This is a genomic window from Mycobacterium lehmannii (assembly GCF_002245535.1).
GTDB classification, from domain to species: domain Bacteria; phylum Actinomycetota; class Actinomycetes; order Mycobacteriales; family Mycobacteriaceae; genus Mycobacterium; species Mycobacterium lehmannii.
This window is the reverse complement of record NZ_NKCN01000030.1, coordinates 15,259-38,325: the sequence shown is the minus strand read 5'-3', so window position 1 is coordinate 38,325 and position 23,067 is coordinate 15,259. Positions and strand designations below refer to the sequence as shown.

Below are 23,067 nucleotides of genomic sequence, written 5' to 3'. Positions count from 1 at the left end.
GATAGAACAACTCAGGGGTAGGGTGAATTCCATGACAGTTCTGCAGGGGAGGCTGGCCGACCGGGACGCGTGGTCGGCGGTCGGGGAGTGCCCGATCGAGAAGACGATGGCGGTGCTGGGCACCAAATCGGCGATGCTCATCATGCGCGAGGCTTACTACGGCACCACCCGCTTCGAAGACTTCTGGCGCCGGGTCGGTATCACCAAAGCGGCCGCGGCGGCCCGACTTTCGGACCTGGTTGAGGCCGGTCTGCTGGAGCGGCAGCCCTATCAGGAGCCGGGCCAGCGCAGCCGCGACGAGTACGTGCTCACCGAGGCCGGCCGCGAGTTCATGCCGGTGGTCTGGGCGATGTTCGAGTGGGGCCGGCGCCATCTGCCCAACCGCACGCCGTTGCGCCTTGCGCACCGGGGGTGCGGCGCCGAGGCCACCGTCGAGATCCGGTGCGCCCACGGTCACCGCGTACCGCTGGAGGAACTGGCGGTGCGGCTGGAGGGGTGAGCCTCGATCGCCGGCACAGCGCACCGCGCCGTATCCCGGGCTGACCGGTTACCGTTCTGCACTGATGGCACTACCGGCACCGAACATCCCCGACGACCTGCTGGGCAGGTACCGCACCGCACGCATTCAGCAGGCGCTGTTCGACGTGCGACCGGGCGCGGGCAGCGGCTACGACGAGTTCGTCGGCGCCGCAGGCGAAATCCGTCCGGGGTGGCAGGACGTGGCCGACTGCGTCGCCGAGCGCGGCCGCCCCGGTCTGGCCCAGCTGCGTGACGTGGTGCGCAGCCTGGTCGACAACGACGGCATCACCTATGTCCAGGTCGACAGGCGCGGTTCGGTGCTCGGTCAGGCCGGCCCCCACGGTCACGAGCCCACCGAACCGGGGCCGTGGCATCTCGACGCGCTGCCGCTTGTGGTCTCGGCCGACGAGTGGAACGTGCTGGAACCCGGTCTGCTGCAGCGCTCCCGACTCCTCGACGCGGTCCTCACCGACCTGTACGGGCCTCAGCTGTCGATCACCAGCGGCGTGCTGCCGGCCCCGCTTGTCTTCGCCCATCCGGGCTACGTGCGGGCCGCGCGAGGCATCGACGTCCCCGGCCGCCACCAGCTGTTCCTGCACGGCTGCGATGTCAGTCGCGGCGCCGACGGCGGCTTCCGTGTCAACGCCGACTGGACACAGGCACCCTCGGGGGCGGGTTACGCGCTGGCGGACCGGCGCGTCGTCGCGCATGCGGTTCCCGACCTCTACGAAAGGATCGGCCCGCGACCGGCGTCCCCGTGGGCCCAGGCGCTGCGACTGGCGCTCATTGACGCCGCCCCCGAGTCGGCCGAGGAACCCACTGTGGTGGTGCTCAGCCCGGGCATCCACTCCGAGACAGCCTTCGATCAGGCGTACCTGGCCAGCGTGCTGGGCTTCCCGCTGGTGGAGAGTGCCGACTTGGTCGTGCGTGACGGCAAGCTGTGGATGCGCTCGATGGGAACGCTCAAGCGTGTCGACGTCGTGCTGCGCCGGGTGGACGCGGACTTCGTCGATCCGCTGGATCTGCGTTCGGACTCACGAATCGGGGTCGTCGGCCTCGTCGAGGCGCTTCGCCGCGGCACGGTAGCGGTTGTCAACACGTTGGGCAGCGGCGTCCTCGAAAGCCCCGGACTGCAACGGTTTTTGCCCGAACTCTCGCAACAACTGCTCGGCGAGGCACCGATGCTCGATACCGCGACGATGTACTGGGGTGGCATCAGCACCGAACGCTCGCATCTTCTCGCCCACCTGTCGTCGCTGTTGATCAGACCGGTGGCCGGCGGCCGTGGGATCGTCGGCCCCGCCCTGTCGGCCGATCAGCGCAGGCAGCTCACCGAGTGCATCGAGGCCACACCGTGGCAGTGGGTCGGCCAGGAGCTGCCTCAGTTCTCCTCTGCACCAAGCGTTGTCGGCTCAGGTGGCCTGTCGGCGACCAATGTCGGTATGCGTCTGTTCACGGTCGCTCAGCGCGGTGGCTATGCGCCCATGATCGGCGGCCTCGGCTACGTGCTGGCACCGGGCGATGCGGCGTACACACTGAACACCGTTGCCGCCAAGGATGTCTGGGTTCGGGCACCGGAGCGGGTCACCGTGGAGCGGGTGCCGCCGGTCGAATTGTCCGCGGTCCGACCGAGCCCGACGCGCGCGGTGAGCTCGCCGCGCGTACTGGCCGACATGTTCTGGGTGGGACGCTACGCCGAACGCGCCGAGCACATGGCACGGCTGCTCACGGTGACCAGGGAGCGCTACCACGAATTTCATTACCGCCGGGACATGGACGGCAGCGAATGCGTGCCGGTGTTGCTGGCCGCGCTGGGCCACCAGACCGGTACCGACACCGGCGCCGACGGCGACGACGCGGAGATGGTCGCCACCGCACAGTCCACCCTGTGGTCGCTGACCGCGGACCGGTACCGCCCGGGATCGCTGGCGCAGTCCGTCGAACGCCTCGGACTGCTCACCCGCTCGGTGCGCGACCAGATGTCCAACGACACCTGGATGGTGCTGGCCGCTGTGGAACGGGCGCTGCTTCATCCACCAGCGTCGTCGGCCGGCCGTCCCGCCGACGAGCCGCCCGATTCGCAGGCCGAGGGCGAGGCGTTCCTCACCGCGACGGCCAGTCTGACCCTCGCGGGCATGCTGGCGCTGTCCGGTGTGGCGGCGGAGTCGATGATCCGCGATGTCAGCTGGACGATGATGGACATCGGCAAGCGCATCGAACGCGGCCTGAACCTCACCGCGCTGCTGAGCGCGACGCTCACCACCGCCCGTACTCCGGGCGCCGAGCAGGCCATCACCGAATCGACTCTGGTGGTGTGCGAGTCGTCAGTCATCTACCGGCGCCGGATGTTCGGAAAGGTCAGCATGTCCGCGGTCGCCGACCTGGTGCTGTTCGACGCCGACAACCCACGCTCGCTGGCCTACCAGCTGGAGCGGCTGCGCGCGGGCCTCAAGGCGTTGCCCGGGTCGTCGGGTTCGTCGCGACCCGAGCGGATGGTCGACGAGATCGCGACGCGGCTACGGCGACTCGACCCCGACGATCTCGAGGAGATCGTCGACGGCAGGCGGGTCGAGTTGGCTGAGCTGCTCGACGGAATGCACGCAGATCTCCGTGAACTGGCGACCGTGATCACGGCGACCCATCTGTCGCTGCCTGGAGGCATGCAACACCTGTGGGGCCCGGACGAGCGGAGGCTGATGCCGTGACCGCGTTCCCCGACGGCCCGACCTCGTCGGCGGCCAGCCGCACCTACCGCATCACGCACCGCACCGTGTACCGCTACGCCGCCGATGTCACCAGTTCCTACGGCCGTGGCTTCCTCGCCCCGCGGGACACGGCCCGTCAGCGCTGCCTGTCGCACGAGCTCGAGATCGATCCACCGGCCGCGGACAGCTCCACCAGCCGCGACGTCTACGGCAACATCAGCTCATACTTCCACGTGACCGAACGCCACCGGGCGCTGACGGTGACTAGCCGGTCGGTGGTCGAAGTCGACCCACCGCCCCCCACGCTGTACGGGGCCGGTTCGGCGCTGGCGCCGTGGGAGATCGCCCGCCCGGTCGGTGTGGACGCCGCGTTGGCGACCGAGTTCACCCTCGACCTGCAGCCGCCCGAGATCACGCCGGCCTTACGCGATTACGCGGCAGCCAGTTTCGAGCCGGAACGACCGTTGATCGACGCGCTGGAAGACCTGACGCACCGCATATATTCCGATTTCACCTACCGCTCGGGGTCGACGACGGTGTCCACTGCGGTCAGCCAGGTTTTGGCGGCACGCGAAGGGGTATGTCAGGACTTCGCACGGCTGGCCATCGCCTGCCTGCGCGCCAACGGGTTGGCCGCCAGTTATGTGTCGGGTTATCTGGCAACCGATCCGCCGCCCGGGAAGGAACGGATGATCGGTATCGATGCGACCCACGCGTGGGCCGCCGTGTGGACACCGCAGAACCAATGGCTGGGTCTGGATCCCACCAACGACCAGATGGTTGACGAGCGTTACATCACCGTCGGGTACGGCCGCGATTACGCCGACGTCCCGCCGTTGCGCGGCATCATCTACACCGAGTCGCAGAGCAGCGAGATCGACGTCTCCGTCGACGTCGAACCGTTCGAGGGGGGAGTGTTGCATGCGTGACTTCCTGTGCCCCAACTGCGGACAGCGCCTCGCCTTCGAGAACTCACTGTGCCTGTCGTGCGGGCGGCCGCTGGGTTTTTCGCTCGATGACATGGCGCTACTGGTCATCGCCACCGGCGACGAGCAGAACCACGCCGGCTTCGTCGGCGGCGAGAAGTATCAGCTGTGCGCGAATATGCATCTGGCGGAATGCAACTGGCTGGTGGAGAAAGCCCCGGTCCACAAGCTGTGTGAGGCATGCACCCTCACCCGCACCCGGCCGCAGGATTCCGACACCAAGGCGCTCGCGGCGTTCGCCGACGCCGAGCGCGCCAAGCGGCGGTTATTGGCCGAACTGCACGAACTCAAGCTGCCGATCGTGGGCCGTGACGAAGACCCCGACTATGGCCTGGCCTTCGACCTGTTGTCGAGCGAACACCAGAAGGTGTTCACCGGTCACGAAAACGGTGTCATCACTTTGGATCTCGCCGAGGGCGACGACGTGCACCGCGAGCAGTTGCGCAAGGCGATGGACGAGCCGTACCGCACCCTGCTCGGCCACTTCCGCCACGAGGTCGGGCACTATTACTACTACCGCCTGGTCAGCGTGTCACCCGACTACGACGCCCGGTTCCGTGAGTTGTTCGGCGACCCCGACGCCGATTACCAAGCCGCTCTGGACCGCCATTACAACGACGGTCCACCCCCGAACTGGGAGGACAGCTACGTCTCGTCATACGCCACCATGCACCCGGCCGAAGACTGGGCGGAGACCTTCGCCCACTACCTGCACATCCGCGACACCCTCGATACCGCCGCCGCGTTCGGGGTCGCGCCCGCGGCGGCGACGTTCGAGCGAAAGGTCTTGGGGCCGAGCAGCTTCGATGCGATCATCGAGATGTGGCTCCCGCTGTCGTGGGCGCTGAACATGCTCAACCGCTCGATGGGAAAGGAAGATCTCTACCCGTTCGTGCTGCCTGTGCCGGTGCTCGAGAAGATGCGGTTCATCCACACCGTCGTGGACGAGATCACCCAGACCTGAACTCGCGCTCCCCACACCTCCGCGAGCGGCCGTGTTTGCACACGACACGCCGCGACAATTTGACAGTTCGCGGTCGCTCGCACCGGTCGAGAGTCACCCCGACGTCGGACGCCCCGCCACACCCGCCGTCAACAACTCGCGCGCCTCGGCGCTGCCGTCGAGTTGTCGGGTCCGCCGCGCGACGATCGCCCATCGGCCGTCGCCGCGGCGCAACCGGAAGTGGTTGGCGCCCGCGCGCCACACCGCGAAACCGTCGTCGTGGCGCGTCACCAACAGCGACTCGCAGACCGCGACCGCGTCGTCGCCGTCCACCGTGACCACAGCAGGCCTCAAGAAGTGGCAGCATCCGCGACGGATCAAACCCTGGTGCGCATCGGAGCGGACCATCGCCGCGACCTCGCCACGGCTGGCCATGTGCCAACCCTCGACGTCGTAGCTGCCGTCGTCGGCCCAAAGGTCAGCCGTCGCATCAGCTTCGCCGGCATCCACCAGCGGACCGTAGGACGCGATCAGCCGTTCGATCGCGCGCTCCTCCTCGATGCGGGCAAGTCGCCGCTCAAGGTCCGCCAATTCGGTCATCGGGTTCCTTTCTCGCCCAGCAGCTTTTGCATGAACTCGTGCGTGCGCAGCACGACCTTGGGGCGGTCCGGGTCGTTGCGACGTGCGACATCCTCGGCGTTGCCGCCCGCGACGTAGACCGGCCCATTCGCCAACTGCTCCAGACCTTCTCGCGCCACATCGGCGGGATCGGCCACCCGCATACCGGGCACGTCGAAGTTCAGGCCCACCCGCTCCATGGCCGGTGTGCGGGTCACGCCCAGGACGAGTTCGAGCACATCGACGTCGTAGTCGCGCAGTTCGAGCCACAGGCTCTCGGCGAAGATCCGGCCGAACGCCTTCACCCCGCCGTAGACCGTGTGGCGCACGGAGCCCAGGTATCCCGCCATCGACCCCACCATCAGGATTCCGCCGCGGCGGCGGTCCCGCATCGGACGGCCGAAGTGCTGCACCATCGCGAGCATGGTGCCGACGTTAAGGTCAATCACCCTCTGAAAGTCGGCGAGGTCAGCGTCGAGGAAGTGCTCGCTGCAGGTGTTGGCCCCGGCGTTGTAGATCAGCAGACCGACCTCCAGTCCAGTGGTGACCGCGACGGTGCGCTCCAGCGCGTCGGGGGAGGTCAGGTCGACGGCGAGGGTACGCACCTCAACGCCGCTGCGGCGACAAGCCTCGGCCGTCTGCTCGAGCGGATCGAGCTTGCGTGCGATCAGCACGAGGTTGAACCCCGCGCTGGCAAGTTGGTGGGCGAACTGGGCGCCGACGCCTTCGGAGCCGCCGGCGATCACCGCCCAAGGTCCGTATCGGGACAGATCTGTCACGCCCCGCATTGTCGCCGACGCGCCTTGCTCATTGGGGGCAGACGTCGGAGTGGCAGACATCTCGGCGTGTCGGAACCACATTGCATCGGACGGCGGCAAGACGGGACCCTACGATCGCCCGGTGGCTGATCGCTATGGCTCCGACATCCTGGCCAACAACCCTCACCCGCGCAGAGTCCGCTCCACCGAACAACCGGCCGAGATCGGGCTCGTCGTCGAGGACGCGCAGACGGGATACGTCGGCGCCATCGTGCGAGTCGAGTACGGCCGCATGGAACTGGAAGACCGCGACGGACGACGTAAACCGTTTCCCGTCGGGCCGGGCTACCTGATCGACGGCAAGCCCGTAATCCTGACCGCGCCCCGCCGGGTCGCACCCAAGACCACCCGGACCGCGTCGGGATCCGTTGCGGTGCATGGTGCGCGGGCGAAAGTCGCGTTGGCCAGCCGCATCTACGTCGAGGGCCGCCACGACGCCGAACTCGTCGAACAGGTCTGGGGTGACGATCTCCGGATCGAAGGTGTCGTCGTCGAACACCTCGGTGGCATCGACGATCTCGTGGCAATCGTCGAAGACTTCCGGCCCGGCCCCGGCCGCCGGCTCGGCGTCCTCGTCGACCACCTGGTCGCGGGCTCGAAGGAGGCTCGTATCGCGGAGGCGGTGCGGCGCGGACCCGCCGGCGTGCACACGCTCGTTGTCGGGCACCCCTTCATCGACATCTGGCAAGCCGTCAAACCCGAACGGCTCGGCGTCGAGAAATGGCCCGTCGTGCCGAAGGGCGTCGACTGGAAGGCGGGGGTGTGCCGCGCGTTGGGCTGGCCGGCCGACGGGCAGGCCGACACGGCGAGGGCCTGGCAACGCATCCGCGGGCGGGTGCGGGACTGGAACGACCTGGAGCCCGCGCTGATCGGGCGGGTCGAGGAATTGATCGACTTCGTGACGCAACCCGCGTCGTGACGGCGTGGTAAGCAGAAGGCGTGTCCGACGGTCTGTTCGACGTTCCCGGTGAGGCCGCCACGCCCGCGGCCGGGCCCGTCGGTGCATCGGCGCCCTTGGCGGTGCGGATGCGTCCGGCCACCCTCGACGAGGTGGTCGGCCAGGACCACCTGCTGCAACCCGGCTCCCCGCTGCGCCGAATGGTGGAGGGGTCGGGTGCGGCCTCGGTCATCCTCTACGGCCCGCCCGGTACCGGTAAGACCACGCTGGCGTCGCTGATCTCACAAGCCACCGGCCGGCGATTCGAGGCGCTTTCGGCGCTGTCGGCGGGCGTCAAAGAGGTGCGCGCCGTGATCGACGTGGCCCGGCGCGCCGCGGCCTACGGCGAGCAGACCGTGCTGTTCATCGACGAGGTGCACCGCTTCTCCAAGACGCAGCAGGACGCGCTGCTGTCCGCGGTCGAGAACCGCGTCGTCGCCTTGGTCGCTGCGACCACCGAGAACCCGTCGTTCTCGGTGGTGGCCCCGCTGCTCTCACGCTCGCTGATCCTGCAGCTGCAACCCCTCGACGCCGACGCGGTGCGCACGCTGGTCCGTCGTGCCATCGACGACCCTCGCGGTCTCGGGGGCAAGGTCGAGGTCGCCGACGACGCCGTCGAGCTTCTGGTTTCGTTGTCTGCCGGCGACGCCCGCCGGGCGCTGACCGCGCTGGAGGTAGCGGCCGAAGCGGGCGAGGCCGTGGCGGTCGAGACCATCGAGCAGTCGCTGGACAAGGCCGCCGTCCGCTACGACCGCGACGGGGACCAGCACTACGACGTCATCAGCGCGTTCATCAAATCCGTGCGCGGATCCGACGTCGACGCCGCACTGCACTATCTGTCCCGGATGCTGGTCGCGGGGGAGGACCCGCGCTTCGTGGCGCGGCGGTTGATGATCCTGGCCAGCGAGGACATCGGCATGGCGGACCCGACGGCGCTGCACACCGCGGTGGCCGCCGCCCAGACCGTGCAGTTGATCGGCATGCCCGAAGCGCAGCTCACGCTCGCGCACGCCACGGTTCATCTCGCGACGGCCCCGAAGTCGAACGCGGTGACCACCGCGCTGGGGGCGGCGATGGCCGATATCCGGGCGGGCAAGGCCGGGATGGTGCCGCCGCATCTGCGCGACGGCCACTACTCCGGCGCGGAGAAGCTCGGAAACGCGGTCGGCTACCAGTACAGCCACGATGACCCGGACGGGGTTGTGCCGCAACAGTATCCGCCCGACGAACTGATCGGCGTCGACTACTACAAGCCGACCTCGCATGGCGTAGAGCGCGAGATCGCCACCCGGCTCGACAAGCTGCGCGCGATCATCCGTCGCAAGCGCTGACTTCAGCCTTGACACACCCTCTGGGCCGGTTTACCTTAGTATTCAATCAGTAGGTTGATCAAACATAGGGTTGATAATTGGAGCGTGATGACGATGCTGACTCCGCACTCGACCGCGCCTTCATGGCGCTGGCCGACCCCGTCCGGCGCGCCATCGTGGTGCGGCTATCTCGGGGGCCGGCCACGGTCAACGAGCTCGCGGAACCCTTCGACATCACCAAACAGGCGGTGTCCAAACACATTCAGGTGCTCGAGCAAGCGGGGCTGGTCACCAGGACCCGCGAAGCTCAGCGCAGGCCGGTGCACCTGGACGCCGCTGCGCTCGAGCGGCTAACCGCATGGATCGACCGCTACCGGCTCGACACCGAACGCAGTTATCGCCGGCTGGACACCCTGCTGGCAGAGATGACCGACACTGACGAGAAAGGAACCGACAGATGAGCAACGCACTGGATCTCACGGCCCCCGTGGACACTTTGGCCATGGAGTTCACCAGGGAGTTCGACGCTCCCGTGGACGCCCTTTTCCGCGCACACGCCGAGCCCGATCTGATCAAGCAGTGGCTCGGCCCCCGCGAACTGGAGATGACGATCGAGGAGTGGAGTTTCAAGAGCCACGGCGGATATCGCTACGTGCACAGGGACCAGGGCGGCGCATACAGCTTCAACGGCACGTTTCACACCGTCCGGGAAAACGAGTTCATCCTGCAGACGTTCGAGTTCGACGGAGCACCGGATCAGGTCAACATCGAGTACCTGTGGTTCGAGGATCTGGGCGACGGCCGCAGCCGGTTGCGTGGGCGGTCGATCTGCCCAACCGTCGAGGCCCGCGACGCGCTGCTGTCCTCCGGTATGGAGGGCGGGATGACCGAGGGCTACGAGAAACTCGACGAACTACTGAAGACGCTGTGACAGAAGCGATCCCGGCTGCCGGGGGGGCGCAGCCGGGATCGCCTGGGTGGTTTTCGCTAGCGCAGGACGCCGCCGCGACGGCCGCCCGTCACGCCGGTGCGCCGACGACCCATGAGCGCGGACACCAGCGCCACGCCGATCACGGCGACGACGACCTGGCAGAGCAATTCGATCCAGTCGACGCCTGCGGTGGCGGTCGGCAGCCCGAGCGCATTGGCGAGCCACGTGCCGATCAGCGCCGAGACGATGCCCACGAGAACGGTCACGATGATGCCGATGGGCTGCCTGCCGGGCAGGATCAGGCGGGCGAGCACGCCGACCACTGCGCCGATGAGAATCGCGGTGATAACTCCGGTGACGGTCATGGTTCCTCCAGGGTCTCGGGGTGCAGCTGACATACCCCGACACCGACGTCAATAAACGGATCGGTGTGGCCGACCGGGATCAGACCATTTCCGGGATGCGGAGGTGGGCGAGGGCCAGATCGAATTCGCCCACGTCGACGATGTCGGCTCCCAATTCGCGCGTTCGGGCATTGCGCAGCTCCCTGGCCTGCTCGCGGTTCTCCGCCATCGCGTCACGGCTGTCGAACGTCGCCGACGACACGGCGCGGCCCGAATCCGGATTGATCAGGTAGCTGGCGCTGCAGAAGCCGTCCAGTGCCTCGAGGACCGGAAGCACATCGGTCTTGAAGAACGCGATCGAGCGTGTGATGTGTTCGCGAGGCACCCTCAGCCAGGTGGCCCGGACGCAGGCGCCCTCCGCCGAGCGGTGATCGCGGTGCATGACGCCGATCTGCCACTGATCGACGGTCGCCTCGCCGCCGAGGGCCTCGGCGGCGCGATCGCGCAGCGGTGCCGCCCGCTCGGCGCTCGCCCGCAGCGCGTCCTCGGAGTCCCATGCGCTGGTCGCGATGCAGTGGCCGGATTCTCGATCCACCAGCAACGACAAGCCGACGAACCCGTCGACCGCTTCCAGCGCGGGCATGACCTCGGACCTGATGAACGCAATGCCCTCATCGATCGCCGAAGCCCGTGCATGGACGGTGGTAGAGCGTGCGTACACGGCCGACCTCCTTTGCTCGGGGCAGCGCCCCAGCGGCGCCGCCGGACCACCTCTCAGCTTCCTCCTGGTAGGAGGTCGATTCAATGGACGATCGAAACGCGACTCGTACCCTCGATGATGTGGATACCGACGTGCTCAACATCGAGACCGGTCAGCGCCGCATCATCGACCTGACCGACGACGTGCGCTCGTTCTGCGGCCGCCGCGGCGACGGGTTGTGCAGCGTCTTCGTCCCGCACGCCACGGCGGGTGTGGCGATCATCGAGACGGGCGCGGGTTCTGACGACGATCTCGTCGACACCCTCGAAAACCTGCTCCCGCGCGACGATCGCTACCGGCACTCCCACGGCTCACCAGGCCATGGCGCCGACCATGTGCTGCCCGCCCTGGTGTCGCCGTCGGTGACCATCCCGGTGCAGAACGGTGAGCCGTTGCTCGGCACCTGGCAGAGCATCGTGCTCGTCGACCTCAACCGCGACAATCCGCAGCGCAAGGTCCGGCTGAGTTTCATCGACGCTTGACGTGACGTCGGTGACAGCCGACCGAGTCTGGCCTGGGCACTGCCGACGCGGCCCCTTCGTTGTCTTTTCGGCGTGACAACCGGGACCGGTACTGTAGTGCGGTCGAATAGTCGCAGGTATCAGCGAAACTTCAAGGATGTAGCAGACGTGCAGACACACGAGATCAGGAAGCGTTTCCTCGATCACTTCGTGAAGGCGGGCCACACCGAGGTGCCGAGCGCTTCGGTGATCCTTGACGACCCGAATCTGCTCTTCGTGAACGCCGGCATGGTCCAGTTCGTGCCCTACTTCCTGGGCCAGCAGGCCCCGCCGTGGAAACGGGCCACCAGTATCCAGAAGTGCATCCGCACACCCGACATCGACGAGGTGGGCATCACCACCCGCCACAACACCTTCTTCCAGATGGCGGGCAACTTCTCGTTCGGCGACTACTTCAAGAAGGGCGCCATCGAGTTCGCGTGGACGCTGCTCACCAACCCGGTCGAACAAGGCGGTTACGGGCTCGACCCGCAGCGCTTGTGGGCCACGGTCTACCTCGACGACGACGAGGCGATGGCCCTGTGGCAGGAGGTGGCAGGGCTACCGGCCGAGCGCATCCAGCGCCGCGGCATGGCCGACAACTACTGGTCGATGGGCATCCCGGGGCCGTGCGGGCCGTCGTCGGAGATCTACTACGACCGGGGCCCCGCGTACGGCGTCGAGGGCGGCCCGATCGCCAACGAAGACCGCTACATCGAGATCTGGAACCTCGTCTTCATGCAGAACGAGCGCGGCGAGGGCACCTCCAAGGAGGACTTCGAGATCCTCGGTCCGCTGCCGCGCAGGAACATCGACACCGGCATGGGCGTCGAGCGGGTGGCCTGCCTCCTGCAGGGCGTGGACAACGTTTACGAGACCGACCTGCTGCGTCCGGCCATCGACCTGGTGGCCGCGCACGCGCCGCGCGGCTACGGGCAGGGCAGCCACACCGATGACGTGCGGTACCGCATCATCGCCGACCACAGCCGCACGGCGGCGATCATCATCGGAGACGGCGTGAGCCCCGGCAACGAGGGCCGCGGATACGTGTTGCGCCGCCTGCTGCGCCGGATCATCCGCTCCGCGAAACTGCTCGGCCTCGAACAACCGATCATGGCCGACCTGATGACCACCGTGCGCGACGCGATGGGCCCGTCGTATCCGGAACTGGTCGCCGACTTCGACCGCATCCAACGCATCGCCGTGGCCGAGGAGACCGCGTTCAACCGGACACTGGCCTCCGGCTCCCGGCTGTTCGACGAGGCGGCCGGCGCCACGAAGGCCAAGGGAGCCACGGTGTTGTCCGGCGCCGATGCGTTCACGCTGCACGACACCTACGGCTTCCCGATCGAGCTCACGCTGGAGATGGCGGCCGAACACGGCCTGTCCGTCGATGAGGAAGGTTTCCGCGGCCTGATGGCCGAGCAGCGGCAACGGGCCAAGGCCGACGCCGCGGCGCGCAAACAGGCGCACTCGGATCTGTCGGCGTACCGCGACCTCGTCGACGCCGGTCCGACCGAGTTCACCGGCTTCGACGAGTTGACTTCCGAGGCAAGGATTCTCGGAATTTTCGTCGACGGTGAACGGGTGCCTGTCGTCTCGCACAACGGTGGAGGCCCGCCGCCGGACCGCGTCGAGCTGATCCTCGACCGCACCCCCTTCTACGCCGAGTCCGGCGGCCAGATCGCCGACGAGGGCACGATCAGCGGATCGGGCTCCTCCACCGCGGCCAAGGCGGCAGTCACCGACGTGCAGAAGATCGCGAAGACATTGTGGTCACACCGTGTCCACGTGGAGTCCGGCGAGTTCGTCGAGGGCGACACGGTCGTCGCCGCGGTCGACCCGAAGTGGCGCCACGGCGCCACGCAGGGCCACTCCGGGACCCACATGGTGCACGCCGCGCTGCGGCAGGTGCTGGGGCCCAACGCCGTGCAGGCGGGCTCACTGAACCGGCCCGGATATCTGCGCTTCGACTTCAACTGGCAGGGTCCGTTGACCGCGGGGCAACGCAGCCAGATAGAAGAGGTGACCAACGAGGCGGTCGAAGCCGACCACGAGGTGCACACGTTCACCACAGAGTTGGACAAGGCCAAAGCGATGGGCGCCATAGCGCTGTTCGGCGAGCAGTACCCCGAACAGGTCCGCGTGGTCGAGATCGGCGGACCGTTCTCGCTGGAGCTGTGCGGCGGCACCCACGTGCACAACTCCGCGCAGATCGGTCCGGTCACCCTCCTCGGTGAGTCGTCGGTCGGCTCCGGCGTGCGCCGGGTGGAGGCCTACGTCGGCCTCGAGTCGTTTCGCCACCTGGCCAAGGAACGGGCCTTGATGGCCGGGCTCGCCTCGACGTTGAAGGTGCCCTCCGACGAGGTGCCTGCGCGGGTGGCGAACCTGGTCGAGCGGCTGCGCGCGGCCGAGAAAGAGCTGGACCGGTTGCGCCTGGCCAATGCCCGCGCCGCGGCAGCGAATGCCGCCGCGGGCGCGGAACTTGTCGGTAAGGTCCGTCTGGTGGCGCAGCGCATGGCCAGTGGGATGTCGGCCGGTGATCTGCGCACGCTCGTCGGCGACGTCCGCGGCAAGCTCGGCAGCGATCCCGCCGTTGTCGCGCTGATCGCCGAGGGTGAGAACGACAGCGTGCCGTTCGTGGTTGCGGTCAACCCAGCCGCGCAAGACCTCGGGTTCCGTGCCAACGATCTGGTGAAGACGCTGGGTGCGGCCGTCAACGGTCGCGGCGGCGGAAAGCCCGATCTGGCACAGGGTTCCGGCAAGGGGGCGGCAGGAATCGACGCGGCGCTGGCCGCGCTCCGCGCAGAGATCGACCGAGGCTAGCGGCGTGGATTCCACACCGACGGGCGACGAGTCGCACTCGCAGGCGGAATCAGGCGACCGTCGACCGGATCGGCCGGGGGATTCACTGAACCCGCCGGATCCGGGGCGCGGCCGCCGGATCGGCATCGACGTTGGCAGCGTGCGGATCGGCGTGGCCGCCAGCGATCCGGACGGCATCCTGGCCACTCCGGTCGAGACCGTCCGTCGCGACCGCACCGACCGGCACATCCGCCGGCTCACCGGGTTGGTCAAGGACCTCGATGTGGTCGAGGTCGTGGTGGGGTTGCCGCGCACGCTCGCCGATCGATCGGGGTCCTCGGCTCGGGACGCCGTCGTGTTGGCTGACGAATTGGCCGCACGGATCGCGCCGACACCGGTGCGACTGGCCGATGAACGACTTACTACGGTGGTGGCGCAACGCTCGCTGCGAGATGCCGGTGTCCGCGCCAGAGGGCAGCGCTCGGTGATCGACCAAGCGGCGGCGGTGGGCATTCTGCAGAACTGGTTGGACCAGCGGCGCGAAGCGGCGCGCACGCGAGGAGCGGATGAGCACGTTGCCGCGCATGGAGAGGTCGGGGATGACTAACCATTGGAGCGGTGAGCGGGCCGAACCGGTTGCGGTAGGCCCGCCGCGGCGCCGGATGACCCGCGCGGAGCGCATCCGCGCGGCGCGCAACCGGCGCAAGCGCCGGTGGGCGGGTGGCTTGGCCGTCGGCCTGCTGATCGTGGTCGTCATCGGCGCGGTGTTCCTGGGTTCCAAGATGTGGCACTCACTGTTCGGCGGTAACGACTTCACCGGTGACGGCGTCGCGGATGTCGTGATCCAGGTGCATGACGGCGACTCGACCACCGCGATCGGCAAGACGTTGCAGGAGCACAACATCGTCGCGACCGCGAGCGTGTTCGTCGACGCCGCCGAAGGCAACGACGCGATATCGGCGATCCAACCGGGCTTCTACAAGATGCGGACCGAGATCCCGGCCGCCAACGCCGTTGCGCGACTGTCGGATCCGAAGAACCGGGTCGGCAAGCTGACCATCCCCGAAGGGCGCCAGCTCGACGATGTGCGTGACGTCAAGACCAACGCGGTCACCGAGGGCATCCTCACCCTGATCTCCCGAGCGACATGTGTCGACCTCGACGGTGATCGGCACTGCGTATCCGCGGACGCGCTGAAGAACGTGGCCGCGACGGCGGCGCCGGCGTCGCTCGGCGTGGCCGACTGGGCTGTCGGCCCCGTCCAGGCGATGGGTGACGACCACCGCCGCCTCGAGGGGTTGATCGCCGCGGGGACGTGGAACATCGACCCATCGGCACAGCCGCAGGAGATCCTGACGAATCTGATCTCCACCAGCGCAACGCAATACGCCAACGGTGGACTGCTCGAAACGGCCGCGGCCATGGACATGTCGCCTTACGAGATCCTGATCGTCGGCTCACTGGTGCAGCGGGAGTCGACACCGGAGGACTTTGCGAAGGTGGCGCGCGTCATCTACAACCGGCTGGCCGAGAACCGCACGCTGGAGTTCGACTCGACGGTGAACTATCCGCTCGACCGCATCGAGGTGGCCACCACAGACGCCGACCGCGCCCAGCGCAACGACTGGAACACCTATGTGCGTCCCGGCCTTCCGGCGACACCGATCTGTTCGCCGAGCACCGCCGCGTTGACTGCTGCCGAGAATCCCGCGCCAGGGGATTGGCTGTACTTCGTCACCATCGACATGCAGGGTACGACGTTGTTCACCCGGGACTACCCGCAACACCTCGCGAACATCGAGCTCGCCCGGCGCAACGGTGTGCTCGACTCCGCGCGGTGAGCCCCGGCCGTAAGGCTGCGGTGCTCGGGTCGCCGATCGCTCATTCCCGTTCACCGCAACTACACCTCGCGGCCTATCGCGCCCTGGGCCTGGACGACTGGACCTACGAGCGCATCGAGTGCACGGCCGAGCAGCTGCCGGCTCTGGTCGACGGTTTGGGGCCGGAATGGGTGGGCGTGTCGGTGACGATGCCCGGCAAGTTCGCCGCGCTCGCGGTCGCCGACGAGCGCACCTCCCGTGCGGAATTGGTGGGCTCGGCCAACACACTGGTCCGGTCACCGACGGGTTGGCGAGCGGACAACACCGACATCGACGGTGTGACGGGCGCTCTGGAGGGCGTGGCGGCCGCCCACGGCATCGTCGTCGGCTCCGGGGGTACGGCGCCGGCGGTGGTCGTCGGGCTGGCCGAACTCGGGGTCCGACGGATCACGGTGGCGGCCAGGAACCCGGACAAGGCCGCCCCCCTGGTGGATCTGGCGACGCGGCTGGGTGCCGAGGCGCGGTGGTCGGACATCAATGGAACCGGATTGGCCGCGGCGGCGGCCGACGCAGACCTGATGATCAACACGATTCCGGCGGACGTCGCCGCGGCGTATGCCCCCCCGCTGGCCGTCGTCCCGCTGCTTCTCGATGCGATCTACGATCCCTGGCCGACCCCGCTGGCCACCGCTGTGCAGGACGCCGGTGGACAGGTGATCAGCGGTCTGCAGATGCTGCTGCACCAGGCGTTCGCGCAGGTCGAACTCTTCACCGGGATGCCAGCGCCGAAAGAGGCGATGGCCGCGGCGCTCGACTGACCCGGTCTGCCGCGATTGTGAACCTGATCGCCCGGTCTGGCGTTGGTAAGGGTATGAACTCAGTCGGCAAGGCCGCTCTCTCGGTGACCATGGCAGCGATCCTTGCCGCGACGCCGCCCGTTGCCCATGCCTCGGCGCCGCAGTACCTGGGTCAGTGGCAGGTGTCTCACCGCGCGGTCTTCGACGGCACCCTGATCGGAGGTCTCTCCGGGATCAGTTACGACCAGGAGCGCGACCTGTACTACACGATCAGCGACGACAAGGCCGACCATGGCAACGTCCGGTTCTACAGCGTTCGGCTGAACGTCTCCGACAGTGGAATCGACGGGGGTCACTTCGTCAGCAAGCAGGACCTGCTCGATGAATCGGGACGACCCTTCCGTCCCAACGACATGTCCGTCCATCCACCGGTGCTGGCTCCCGACGCCGAGGCGATCGCCTTCGACAGTGCCCGCGAGCAGTTGTATTGGACCTCCGAAGGATTCGTTGCCGACGGTGACGACACCGGCCCGGCGGGGCTGTTGCAACCCTGGATCAGGATTGCCGGCCTCGACGGCACGTATCGAGGGGAATTCGTCATGCCGCCCGGGTCGGCCCTATCGGCGGACAAGACCAGCGGGCCTCGTCGCAACGGGGTGCTCGAGGGGCTGACGCTCACGCCCGACGGCCGTCACCTGTTCGCGGCCATGGAGCAATCGCTGTACCAGGACGGCCCCACCGCAGACGAACAGACAGCCGGGCAGATCCGCATCACTAAATTCGACGTCGAGTCGAGGACGGCCGTCGCGCAGTACGCCTATCAAGTGGAACGGGCGGCACCGCGAACCGGACGAAACGGTGTGCCCGACATCCTGGCCCTCTCGGAGAGCTCATTGCTCGTCATCGAACGCGCAGCCAACCTTCCCCATGCCGTTGCGGTCGCGCTCTACCGCGCCGACCTCGGCCACGCGACGGATGTGCTGGGGCTGTCGTCGTTGAACGAAGCGTCGGTGACACCGATGGCCAAGTCGCTGGTCGTCGACCTCAACGCCCTCGACGAGCTCAAGGCGCTCGACAACGTCGAAGGAATCACTCAGGGCCCTGTGCTACCCGACGGCCGCCGATCCGTCGTACTGGTCAGCGACGACAATTTCCAGCCGTTCGAAGTGACCCAGTTCTTGGCGTTCGCGCTGTGACCGCGACCAGGAGGAACACGGTGGGCATGCCGTACCAGTACGACAACCGCGTTCAAGAGTCGGCGCGCGAGTGGCAGACACTTCAGCTTGCCGTATTGGGCTTCGTCGGCCTGTGCGGCGTTCTCACCGGTGATGATTCGGGTAAGCGCCGCCCGCAGTGGCTGCAGGAGATCGGAGCTGTGAGCGCGTTCGCCGGGTTCGTGCTGGCTGTCACGGGGATCTTTCTCGTCGCCACCATCGCACACCCCGTCATCGGGCAGCCTCGTCTTGGTCCCGCCACCATTTCGCGTCTGCGCGTGGGGATCACGTTCACGTTCGCCGCGGCCGCGCTGACCGCGGTGGCGGCGTTGACCTGGTGGTGGCCGCAGCCGCGCAGCGAGGCGCCGATCGCACCCAAGATAGAAGTGACGACCTCGCAAGGTTCGGTGTGTGGCGTTCCGGTGCCCGGCCGCAACGGAGCGGTTCATCTCGACGCCGATGGTGAGCAGTTCGTGATCCCGCTGCGACGGTTGCTCGCCATCACTGTCGTCGAGACCTGTTGAGGCGCGGTGTCGTCCGGAATGCCCGCGCCCAAAGAAGTGATGAGGGCGGCGCTGCAACGCCGTTAGCCTTCAATTGTGGGGGCGGGGGTCTGTGGTGTCGTCGCGTTCGTGTGGCTGGTGGCGCTGAGCGTGTTCGACGTCACGGCGCGCCGGCTGCCCAACTGGCTGACCCTGCCGGGAGCGCTGGTGATCGTTGCGGTCGCGTTCATGGCGGGGCGCGGTGTTGCCGCCTTGATCGGCTCCTCGGCGCTGTTCCTCGTGTACCTGACGGTGCACCTGCTCGCGCCTGCGGCGATGGGCGCCGGCGACGTAAAACTCGCCTTCGGTCTCGGAGCCCTGACCGGTTCGTTCGGTGTCGACGTGTGGGCCGTGGCCGCGCTTGCCGCACCGCTGGTGACGGCCACGTGGGCCGTCGTCGCCGTGATGTGCCGCAGGGAAAGCACTGTCCCACACGGCCTGTCGATGTGTCTGGCCGCGGCAACGGCGACCGCGCTCGCGGTGTCCTAATGACAGGGGAATCCGAGCAGATGGCGGGCGTCGTGCACGAACTCGTGGATGTGGGTGTCCGAGCCGAAGATCGACGTCGCGCCCTGGTCGAGGCCGACGACATACAGCACCATCAATGCCAGGAACGCCGTACCGGTCAGCCACGCGATGGCGGCCAGTGCGCTGACGTCGATGCGGGTGGCGGTCGCCTCAGTCATGGTTGTCTCCGGTCACACGGGCGGGCGCGGTCAGCAGATGGTGGTCGTGAATCACCTTCTCCAGGGCGCTGACCCAGTGGTCGTAGTACTGCCAGTCGCCGCGGTCGGTTTCTGGGGTCTCCTCCCACCGCCCGATCGTCTCGATCAGGCTCTGCTGGAAGTCACTCCAATCGAAGTGGCGGAATTCCGACAGGGCCAGTGCCAGACCGAACGCACGCCGTTGCCAGTCGTGGTCGAATTGCGGGGCGGCCTGGTCGGTGGTGCAGGTCTCGTGCAGGTTCATGAGGCCGGCCCCGCCAGGGCCACGCCCATCATCGATTCGGTGGTGACCAGTTCCATCAGCTCCTCGTCAGTGAACTGGTCTGTGCCGGATGGGCGTTCGGGGATGACGAACCACCGTGAGTGTCCGCTGCTGTCCCAGACCTTGATCTCGGTGTCCTCGGGCAGTTCGACGCCGATCTCGGCGAGCACCTTGCGTGGTTCGCGCGCCGCCCGAGCACGGAACACCGGGTCCTTGTACCAGTACGGCGGCAGACCCAGCACGGGCCACGGGAAGCACGAACACAGCGTGCAGATGACCAGATTATGCACACCGGGAAAGTTGGCGACGGCCTGCAGATGCTCGCCCTCGGCGCCGGCCATCCCCTCCGGTAGCTCGAGTTCAGCGATGGCCGCAGGGGTGTCGACCACGACGCGAGCCGCGAAATCCGGGTCGGTCCATGCCTTCACGACGATCTTGCGTCCGTTCAGCGGTGTCATCTCTGATTCGAAGTACGACAACACCTTGTCCACGGTTTGGTTCGTGATCACGCCCTTCTCGATCAGAAGAGATTCCAGCGCAGCGACTTTGGCGGCGCTGGACAGCTCGCGATCCTCGGGGTAGTAGAACTGGTCGCTCATCGCGCTCCTTCCAGGTAGGCCTCGAACAGCTCGGCGTAGATGGTCAGCGGACCGTCCTCGGCGCGCTCACCGAACAGATCCTGCGGGTCGAACGCGACGATGTAGATCGGCATCGGGTCACCGATGCCGTCGCCGGTGTTGGTGAAGTACGCGTAGTCGCCCTCGAAGATCCGCTCCACGGTGCCCACGCGACCACGCAGATAGCCGGGCAGGCGGGTGTGGGCGGCGGCGGGGACGTTGGTGATGCGCACGGAGTCGCCGACGGCGAACTTCGGGTGCGCGACGTCGCGGCGGGGACTGTCGCCCCGACGCAGATAGTCGACGACCTGGTCGTCGATCGCCGGCACCGGATCGCCGACGGCAGGGGTGGTTTCGGCACCCAATTCCTCTTTACGCGCGGCCAATTCGTCTTCGGTCACGTAGCCCTTGTCGATGAAGAACTGCGTGATACCGCCCAGCCACTTCTCGTAGTAGCGGAACTTGAAGTAGTCGAACGGGTTCATCGCCTCGGCGCCGGTGCGCAGGTCGGCCCATGTCCACTCGTCCTTGAACGCGGTCGGCACCTCGTCGATCGGATACCGCGGAAGCGACGAACCGAGGTGGTTCGACAACCCCATCATCGCGACGTGGATACCGAAGATCCGCTTCTCCCACTCTTCGACAAAGACTCGCTTCTCGAGGTTGAGCGGTTCCGGCAGCCCCTCCAGGCCGCCGAGGTAGTGCTGCAGTTTCATTACGCGGGGCTGCCTTCCGTCGTCGGTGCAATTTCCGGGGTTGCATGGTTGGGTTCGGGCTCGCGGGTCAACACCTTCGCGACGTACTCGCTCAACAGCCCGAATGAGGCCCCGAGTACACACGCCATCGCGGCGACCAGGCCCGGGTGCGATATCGACGTCACGGTGATCGCGTTGCCCGTCCCGGCCACCGTGGACACCGTGCTCGCGAAACCGACCACCACCGCGGGCGTCGTCGAGAGAAGCGGTAGCCAGGACGCCTGCACCATCACCGCGCTGCCGATCCCGACGGCCACCGCGACCGCCAACAGGCTGCCGCCCAAGAGGTGGCCCGCATACAGGCTCGCCGACGCGATCAGGACGCCGGCCAGATTGCTCGCCAGCGAGCGCACCCATCCGCCGATTCCGCCACCGACGAAGAAGAAGGAGGCCCACGTCAGGAAGACCACCCAGATCGGAACCGTGATCACTTCCGCGGTCAGGGCCACCGCGAGTCCGCCGAGCACGCCGATGCTCACCGTCAATGCCGATCTTGAATCCATGGAAGAACTGTGCGGTCGCGGTGTTTCGCCCGCGTAACGGCTGTGTTGGATTCAGAACAACTGCAGTTGCATACTCAGAGTAGGTTAGTACATACTATGAGTATGCAAAATGCAGACCTTGACCTGAAGGCCATCTCCGAGCGGTATTTCGCCGCATGGGCGGCTCGCGATCCTGACGCGATCGCCGAACTGCACACCGCGGACACCCGGTTCTGGACCCATGTGGACATCGAGCCCGCGGTCGGCCGCGACGCCGCGCGGGAGGCGTTCGCCGGTGTCTTCGAACAATTCCCACACTTCGCCTTCGAGGTCAACCGCATCCTCTATGGCAGTGCCCACTGGGTGCTCGACTGGGTGTTGATCTCCGGTGACGTGCGGTTCGACTGCCTCGACGTGGTCGTCGTCTCACCCGACGGACTGGTCGCCCGCAAGGACTCGTTCATCGACTCCGCGCAGATGGTCGCGTCGATGAGCGGGGGCCGTTCGTGACTGTGGCAGCGGCGATCGACCAACTGCCACTCGTCGACGCGCTGCCCGTGGAGCACCTCTTCGACGTCAGCGTTGATCTGCTTCCGGCACAAACGATTCCGACCGCAACCGGCATGCGGCTGACGTTCGTCACCAAAGGCGGGGGCGTGAACGGGCCGCGGCTGCGCGGCGAGGTACTACCCGGAGGTGGCGACTGGCTGCTCGTCGGCGACGACGGATGCGGCAGGGTCGACGTCCGCGCGACCTTGCGCACGCACGACGGCGTGCTCATCCACTTCGAGAGCGCGGGCATCATCAACGTTCCCGCCGACGGCCTCGACCGGCTGGCGCGCGGGGAGGTACTCGGTTTCGGCGAGACCTACGTGCGGACCACGCCGAGATTCGCCACCGCCGACGAGCGGTACGCATGGCTCGGCGGAATCGTCGCGGTGGGCTACAACATTCTCTCGCCCGACCACGTCGACTACCGGGTCTATCAAGTGTTGTGAACCGGTACGCGCTGTCCGGTTATCGTTCGCCCGTGGCGATGAAGGGCGCGAAGCGCACCCAGGCGGAGCGCACCGAGGCGACCGTCTCCGCGCTCGTCGACGCGGCGCGCGCGTTGTTCGCCGAGGACGGTTACGAGGCGACCTCGCTCGACGCCGTCGCGGCCCGGGCGCAGGTGACCAAGGGCGCCGTCTACCACCACTTCGACGGCAAGCGCGGCCTGTTCGAGGCGGTCTTCACGGGCGAGGTCGAGCGGATGGCGGTGCCGCTGGCCGAGGCCTATCAGCGTGCCTACGCGCGGAAGAAGGATCCGTGGGACGCCTTCGGGGCAGGCTGCCGGGCGTTCCTGGACGAATGCCTCGACCCGGGGGTGCAACGGATCGTGCTGCTCGACGCGTTCACCGCGCTGGGCTGGGAGGAGATGCGGCGCCTGGAGGCCCCGCTGCTCGACATGATGGAGGCGGCCATCGCTCGTGCGGTCGACGCCGGGCGGATCGCCAAGCGCACGCCCGGGCCGCTGGCGCACTTCCTGTTCGGAGCCATCTGCGAGGCGGCCATGATCGTCGCGCGCTCCACCGATCAGAAGGCCGCCCACCGTCAGGCCGCGGCCGAACTCGCCCGCGTCCTCGACGGCCTGGTCATCGCCTGATTCGGGGTCAGACGGCCGACGTGGGAAGATGG

The 23,067-nt window shown here is 67.4% G+C and carries 28 protein-coding genes; 19 read left to right on the top strand and 9 right to left on the bottom strand.

From position 1 onward, the window contains the following. Positions 1-31 precede the first annotated feature (31 nt). The 4 genes from CEX87_RS23955 to CEX87_RS23940 all read left to right on the top strand — a co-directional run bounded on the left by CEX87_RS23955 (position 32) and on the right by CEX87_RS23940 (position 5,174). A complete protein-coding gene (locus tag CEX87_RS23955; RefSeq protein WP_064428408.1) occupies positions 32-499 on the top strand; it encodes a winged helix-turn-helix transcriptional regulator in 468 nt (155 codons plus the stop codon). Positions 500-563: 64 nt separating this feature from the next. Further along, positions 564-3,224 carry a circularly permuted type 2 ATP-grasp protein gene (locus CEX87_RS23950; protein WP_094289390.1) on the top strand — a complete coding sequence of 887 codons (2,661 nt, stop codon included), beginning with the start codon at positions 564-566 and terminating at the stop codon, positions 3,222-3,224. Further along, positions 3,221-4,153, top strand: a complete 933-nt coding sequence (locus CEX87_RS23945) for a transglutaminase family protein (protein WP_064395408.1) — start codon at positions 3,221-3,223, stop codon at positions 4,151-4,153. Before CEX87_RS23950 ends, CEX87_RS23945 begins: the two co-directional genes overlap by 4 nt. Next, on the top strand, positions 4,146-5,174 hold the full coding sequence (locus CEX87_RS23940) for a zinc-binding metallopeptidase family protein (protein ID WP_094289388.1): 1,029 nt from the start codon (positions 4,146-4,148) through the stop codon (positions 5,172-5,174). Before CEX87_RS23945 ends, CEX87_RS23940 begins: the two co-directional genes overlap by 8 nt. Positions 5,175-5,267: 93 nt before the next feature. On the opposite strand, the gene CEX87_RS23935 is transcribed toward CEX87_RS23940, so the two are convergent. Next, positions 5,268-5,753, bottom strand: coding sequence for a nuclear transport factor 2 family protein (locus tag CEX87_RS23935; RefSeq protein ID WP_094289386.1), 486 nt, complete (start codon positions 5,751-5,753; stop codon positions 5,268-5,270). After that, on the bottom strand, positions 5,750-6,550 hold the full coding sequence (locus CEX87_RS23930) for an SDR family NAD(P)-dependent oxidoreductase (protein ID WP_064395624.1): 801 nt from the start codon (positions 6,548-6,550) through the stop codon (positions 5,750-5,752). The genes CEX87_RS23935 and CEX87_RS23930 overlap by 4 nt, the downstream gene beginning before the upstream one ends. 121 nt (positions 6,551-6,671) lie before the next feature. Here CEX87_RS23930 and CEX87_RS23925 point away from each other — a divergent pair, with 121 nt between their 5' ends. The 4 genes from CEX87_RS23925 (at position 6,672) to CEX87_RS23910 (ending at position 9,767) form a co-directional block, all read left to right on the top strand. Beyond that, complete coding sequence (locus tag CEX87_RS23925) at positions 6,672-7,508, top strand: DUF3097 domain-containing protein (RefSeq protein WP_094289396.1); 837 nt, start codon at positions 6,672-6,674, stop codon at positions 7,506-7,508. 20 nt (positions 7,509-7,528) lie between these two features. Further along, a complete protein-coding gene (locus CEX87_RS23920; RefSeq protein ID WP_094289384.1) occupies positions 7,529-8,857 on the top strand; it encodes a replication-associated recombination protein A in 1,329 nt (442 codons plus the stop codon). Positions 8,858-8,979: 122 nt separating this feature from the next. Further along, positions 8,980-9,297 carry an ArsR/SmtB family transcription factor gene (locus tag CEX87_RS23915; RefSeq protein ID WP_094289394.1) on the top strand — a complete coding sequence of 106 codons (318 nt, stop codon included), beginning with the start codon at positions 8,980-8,982 and terminating at the stop codon, positions 9,295-9,297. After that, positions 9,294-9,767, top strand: a complete 474-nt coding sequence (locus tag CEX87_RS23910; protein ID WP_064417090.1) for an SRPBCC family protein — start codon at positions 9,294-9,296, stop codon at positions 9,765-9,767. The genes CEX87_RS23915 and CEX87_RS23910 overlap by 4 nt, the downstream gene beginning before the upstream one ends. A gap of 56 nt (positions 9,768-9,823) precedes the next feature. On the opposite strand, the gene CEX87_RS23905 is transcribed toward CEX87_RS23910, so the two are convergent. Together CEX87_RS23905 and CEX87_RS23900 are read right to left on the bottom strand one after the other, a co-directional pair. Further along, a complete protein-coding gene (locus CEX87_RS23905) occupies positions 9,824-10,132 on the bottom strand; it encodes a GlsB/YeaQ/YmgE family stress response membrane protein (RefSeq protein WP_064395413.1) in 309 nt (102 codons plus the stop codon). A 79-nt stretch (positions 10,133-10,211) separates the two neighbouring features. Next, positions 10,212-10,832 (bottom strand): hypothetical protein, encoded by a 621-nt coding sequence (locus tag CEX87_RS23900; protein WP_094289382.1) that lies wholly within the window; start codon positions 10,830-10,832, stop codon positions 10,212-10,214. A 119-nt stretch (positions 10,833-10,951) separates the two neighbouring features. On the opposite strand from CEX87_RS23900, the gene CEX87_RS23895 reads away from it, so the two are divergent. From CEX87_RS23895 to CEX87_RS23860, 8 genes are all read left to right on the top strand, one after another. Continuing rightward, on the top strand, positions 10,952-11,353 hold the full coding sequence (locus CEX87_RS23895; protein ID WP_064395414.1) for a secondary thiamine-phosphate synthase enzyme YjbQ: 402 nt from the start codon (positions 10,952-10,954) through the stop codon (positions 11,351-11,353). Positions 11,354-11,500: 147 nt separating this feature from the next. Continuing rightward, positions 11,501-14,197, top strand: a complete 2,697-nt coding sequence (alaS, locus tag CEX87_RS23890) for an alanine--tRNA ligase (protein ID WP_064425966.1) — start codon at positions 11,501-11,503, stop codon at positions 14,195-14,197. A gap of 4 nt (positions 14,198-14,201) precedes the next feature. Continuing rightward, positions 14,202-14,783, top strand: a complete 582-nt coding sequence (gene ruvX, locus CEX87_RS23885) for a Holliday junction resolvase RuvX (RefSeq protein WP_064417093.1) — start codon at positions 14,202-14,204, stop codon at positions 14,781-14,783. Continuing rightward, positions 14,776-16,017 (top strand): endolytic transglycosylase MltG, encoded by a 1,242-nt coding sequence (locus CEX87_RS23880; protein ID WP_174522770.1) that lies wholly within the window; start codon positions 14,776-14,778, stop codon positions 16,015-16,017. The genes ruvX and CEX87_RS23880 overlap by 8 nt, the downstream gene beginning before the upstream one ends. Next, on the top strand, positions 16,014-16,814 hold the full coding sequence (locus tag CEX87_RS23875) for a shikimate dehydrogenase (RefSeq protein WP_064417094.1): 801 nt from the start codon (positions 16,014-16,016) through the stop codon (positions 16,812-16,814). Before CEX87_RS23880 ends, CEX87_RS23875 begins: the two co-directional genes overlap by 4 nt. A 53-nt stretch (positions 16,815-16,867) precedes the next feature. Further along, entirely contained in the window at positions 16,868-17,989 is a 1,122-nt protein-coding gene (locus CEX87_RS23870; protein ID WP_064417095.1) for an esterase-like activity of phytase family protein, read from the top strand. Further along, entirely contained in the window at positions 17,986-18,531 is a 546-nt protein-coding gene (locus tag CEX87_RS23865) for a hypothetical protein (protein ID WP_064417096.1), read from the top strand. The genes CEX87_RS23870 and CEX87_RS23865 overlap by 4 nt, the downstream gene beginning before the upstream one ends. A gap of 75 nt (positions 18,532-18,606) precedes the next feature. Next, complete coding sequence (locus CEX87_RS23860) at positions 18,607-19,038, top strand: prepilin peptidase (RefSeq protein ID WP_094289380.1); 432 nt, start codon at positions 18,607-18,609, stop codon at positions 19,036-19,038. Here CEX87_RS23860 and CEX87_RS23855 read toward each other — a convergent pair. From CEX87_RS23855 to CEX87_RS23835, 5 genes are read right to left on the bottom strand one after another with little or no spacing between them, the layout of a single operon-like run. Next, the gene (locus tag CEX87_RS23855; protein WP_064395422.1) at positions 19,035-19,235 is read right to left on the bottom strand and encodes a CbtB domain-containing protein; all 201 of its coding nucleotides are present in this window, start codon (positions 19,233-19,235) and stop codon (positions 19,035-19,037) included. The two genes, CEX87_RS23860 and CEX87_RS23855, sit on opposite strands and share 4 nt — an antisense overlap. Then, on the bottom strand, positions 19,228-19,518 hold the full coding sequence (locus CEX87_RS23850; RefSeq protein ID WP_064417098.1) for a nitrile hydratase accessory protein: 291 nt from the start codon (positions 19,516-19,518) through the stop codon (positions 19,228-19,230). The genes CEX87_RS23855 and CEX87_RS23850 overlap by 8 nt, the downstream gene beginning before the upstream one ends. Then, a complete protein-coding gene (gene nthA, locus CEX87_RS23845) occupies positions 19,515-20,135 on the bottom strand; it encodes a nitrile hydratase subunit alpha (RefSeq protein WP_064417099.1) in 621 nt (206 codons plus the stop codon). Before nthA ends, CEX87_RS23850 begins: the two co-directional genes overlap by 4 nt. Beyond that, positions 20,132-20,869, bottom strand: coding sequence for a nitrile hydratase subunit beta (gene nthB, locus CEX87_RS23840; RefSeq protein WP_064417100.1), 738 nt, complete (start codon positions 20,867-20,869; stop codon positions 20,132-20,134). Before nthB ends, nthA begins: the two co-directional genes overlap by 4 nt. Then, the gene (locus CEX87_RS23835) at positions 20,869-21,411 is read right to left on the bottom strand and encodes a DUF1097 domain-containing protein (RefSeq protein ID WP_064395426.1); all 543 of its coding nucleotides are present in this window, start codon (positions 21,409-21,411) and stop codon (positions 20,869-20,871) included. The genes nthB and CEX87_RS23835 overlap by 1 nt, the downstream gene beginning before the upstream one ends. Positions 21,412-21,513: 102 nt before the next feature. Here CEX87_RS23835 and CEX87_RS23830 point away from each other — a divergent pair, with 102 nt between their 5' ends. Genes CEX87_RS23830 through CEX87_RS23820 form a run of 3 tightly spaced genes read left to right on the top strand, consistent with a single transcriptional unit; the run spans position 21,514 to position 23,035 of the window. Beyond that, entirely contained in the window at positions 21,514-21,900 is a 387-nt protein-coding gene (locus CEX87_RS23830; RefSeq protein ID WP_094289378.1) for a nuclear transport factor 2 family protein, read from the top strand. Further along, entirely contained in the window at positions 21,897-22,388 is a 492-nt protein-coding gene (locus CEX87_RS23825) for a DUF3237 domain-containing protein (RefSeq protein WP_198957292.1), read from the top strand. The genes CEX87_RS23830 and CEX87_RS23825 overlap by 4 nt, the downstream gene beginning before the upstream one ends. 38 nt (positions 22,389-22,426) lie before the next feature. Continuing rightward, positions 22,427-23,035, top strand: coding sequence for a TetR/AcrR family transcriptional regulator (locus tag CEX87_RS23820; RefSeq protein ID WP_198957293.1), 609 nt, complete (start codon positions 22,427-22,429; stop codon positions 23,033-23,035). Positions 23,036-23,067: the final 32 nt, after the last annotated feature.

Excerpts from the sequence above, each read along its gene's own strand:
- CEX87_RS23955 (WP_064428408.1), top strand. The coding sequence starts at position 32 with ATGACAGTTCTGCAGGGGAGGCTGGCCGACCGGGACGCGTGGTCGGCG.
- CEX87_RS23950 (WP_094289390.1), top strand. The coding sequence starts at position 564 with ATGGCACTACCGGCACCGAACATCCCCGACGACCTGCTGGGCAGGTAC.
- CEX87_RS23940 (WP_094289388.1), top strand. The coding sequence starts at position 4,146 with ATGCGTGACTTCCTGTGCCCCAACTGCGGACAGCGCCTCGCCTTCGAG.
- CEX87_RS23935 (WP_094289386.1), bottom strand. The coding sequence starts at position 5,753 with ATGACCGAATTGGCGGACCTTGAGCGGCGACTTGCCCGCATCGAGGAG.
- CEX87_RS23915 (WP_094289394.1), top strand. The coding sequence starts at position 8,980 with ATGGCGCTGGCCGACCCCGTCCGGCGCGCCATCGTGGTGCGGCTATCT.
- CEX87_RS23910 (WP_064417090.1), top strand. The coding sequence starts at position 9,294 with ATGAGCAACGCACTGGATCTCACGGCCCCCGTGGACACTTTGGCCATG.
- CEX87_RS23905 (WP_064395413.1), bottom strand. The coding sequence starts at position 10,132 with ATGACCGTCACCGGAGTTATCACCGCGATTCTCATCGGCGCAGTGGTC.
- CEX87_RS23880 (WP_174522770.1), top strand. The coding sequence starts at position 14,776 with ATGACTAACCATTGGAGCGGTGAGCGGGCCGAACCGGTTGCGGTAGGC.
- CEX87_RS23870 (WP_064417095.1), top strand. The coding sequence starts at position 16,868 with ATGAACTCAGTCGGCAAGGCCGCTCTCTCGGTGACCATGGCAGCGATC.
- CEX87_RS23855 (WP_064395422.1), bottom strand. The coding sequence starts at position 19,235 with ATGACTGAGGCGACCGCCACCCGCATCGACGTCAGCGCACTGGCCGCC.
- CEX87_RS23850 (WP_064417098.1), bottom strand. The coding sequence starts at position 19,518 with ATGAACCTGCACGAGACCTGCACCACCGACCAGGCCGCCCCGCAATTC.
- nthA (WP_064417099.1), bottom strand. The coding sequence starts at position 20,135 with ATGAGCGACCAGTTCTACTACCCCGAGGATCGCGAGCTGTCCAGCGCC.
- nthB (WP_064417100.1), bottom strand. The coding sequence starts at position 20,869 with ATGAAACTGCAGCACTACCTCGGCGGCCTGGAGGGGCTGCCGGAACCG.
- CEX87_RS23835 (WP_064395426.1), bottom strand. The coding sequence starts at position 21,411 with ATGGATTCAAGATCGGCATTGACGGTGAGCATCGGCGTGCTCGGCGGA.
- CEX87_RS23830 (WP_094289378.1), top strand. The coding sequence starts at position 21,514 with ATGCAAAATGCAGACCTTGACCTGAAGGCCATCTCCGAGCGGTATTTC.
- CEX87_RS23820 (WP_198957293.1), top strand. The coding sequence starts at position 22,427 with ATGAAGGGCGCGAAGCGCACCCAGGCGGAGCGCACCGAGGCGACCGTC.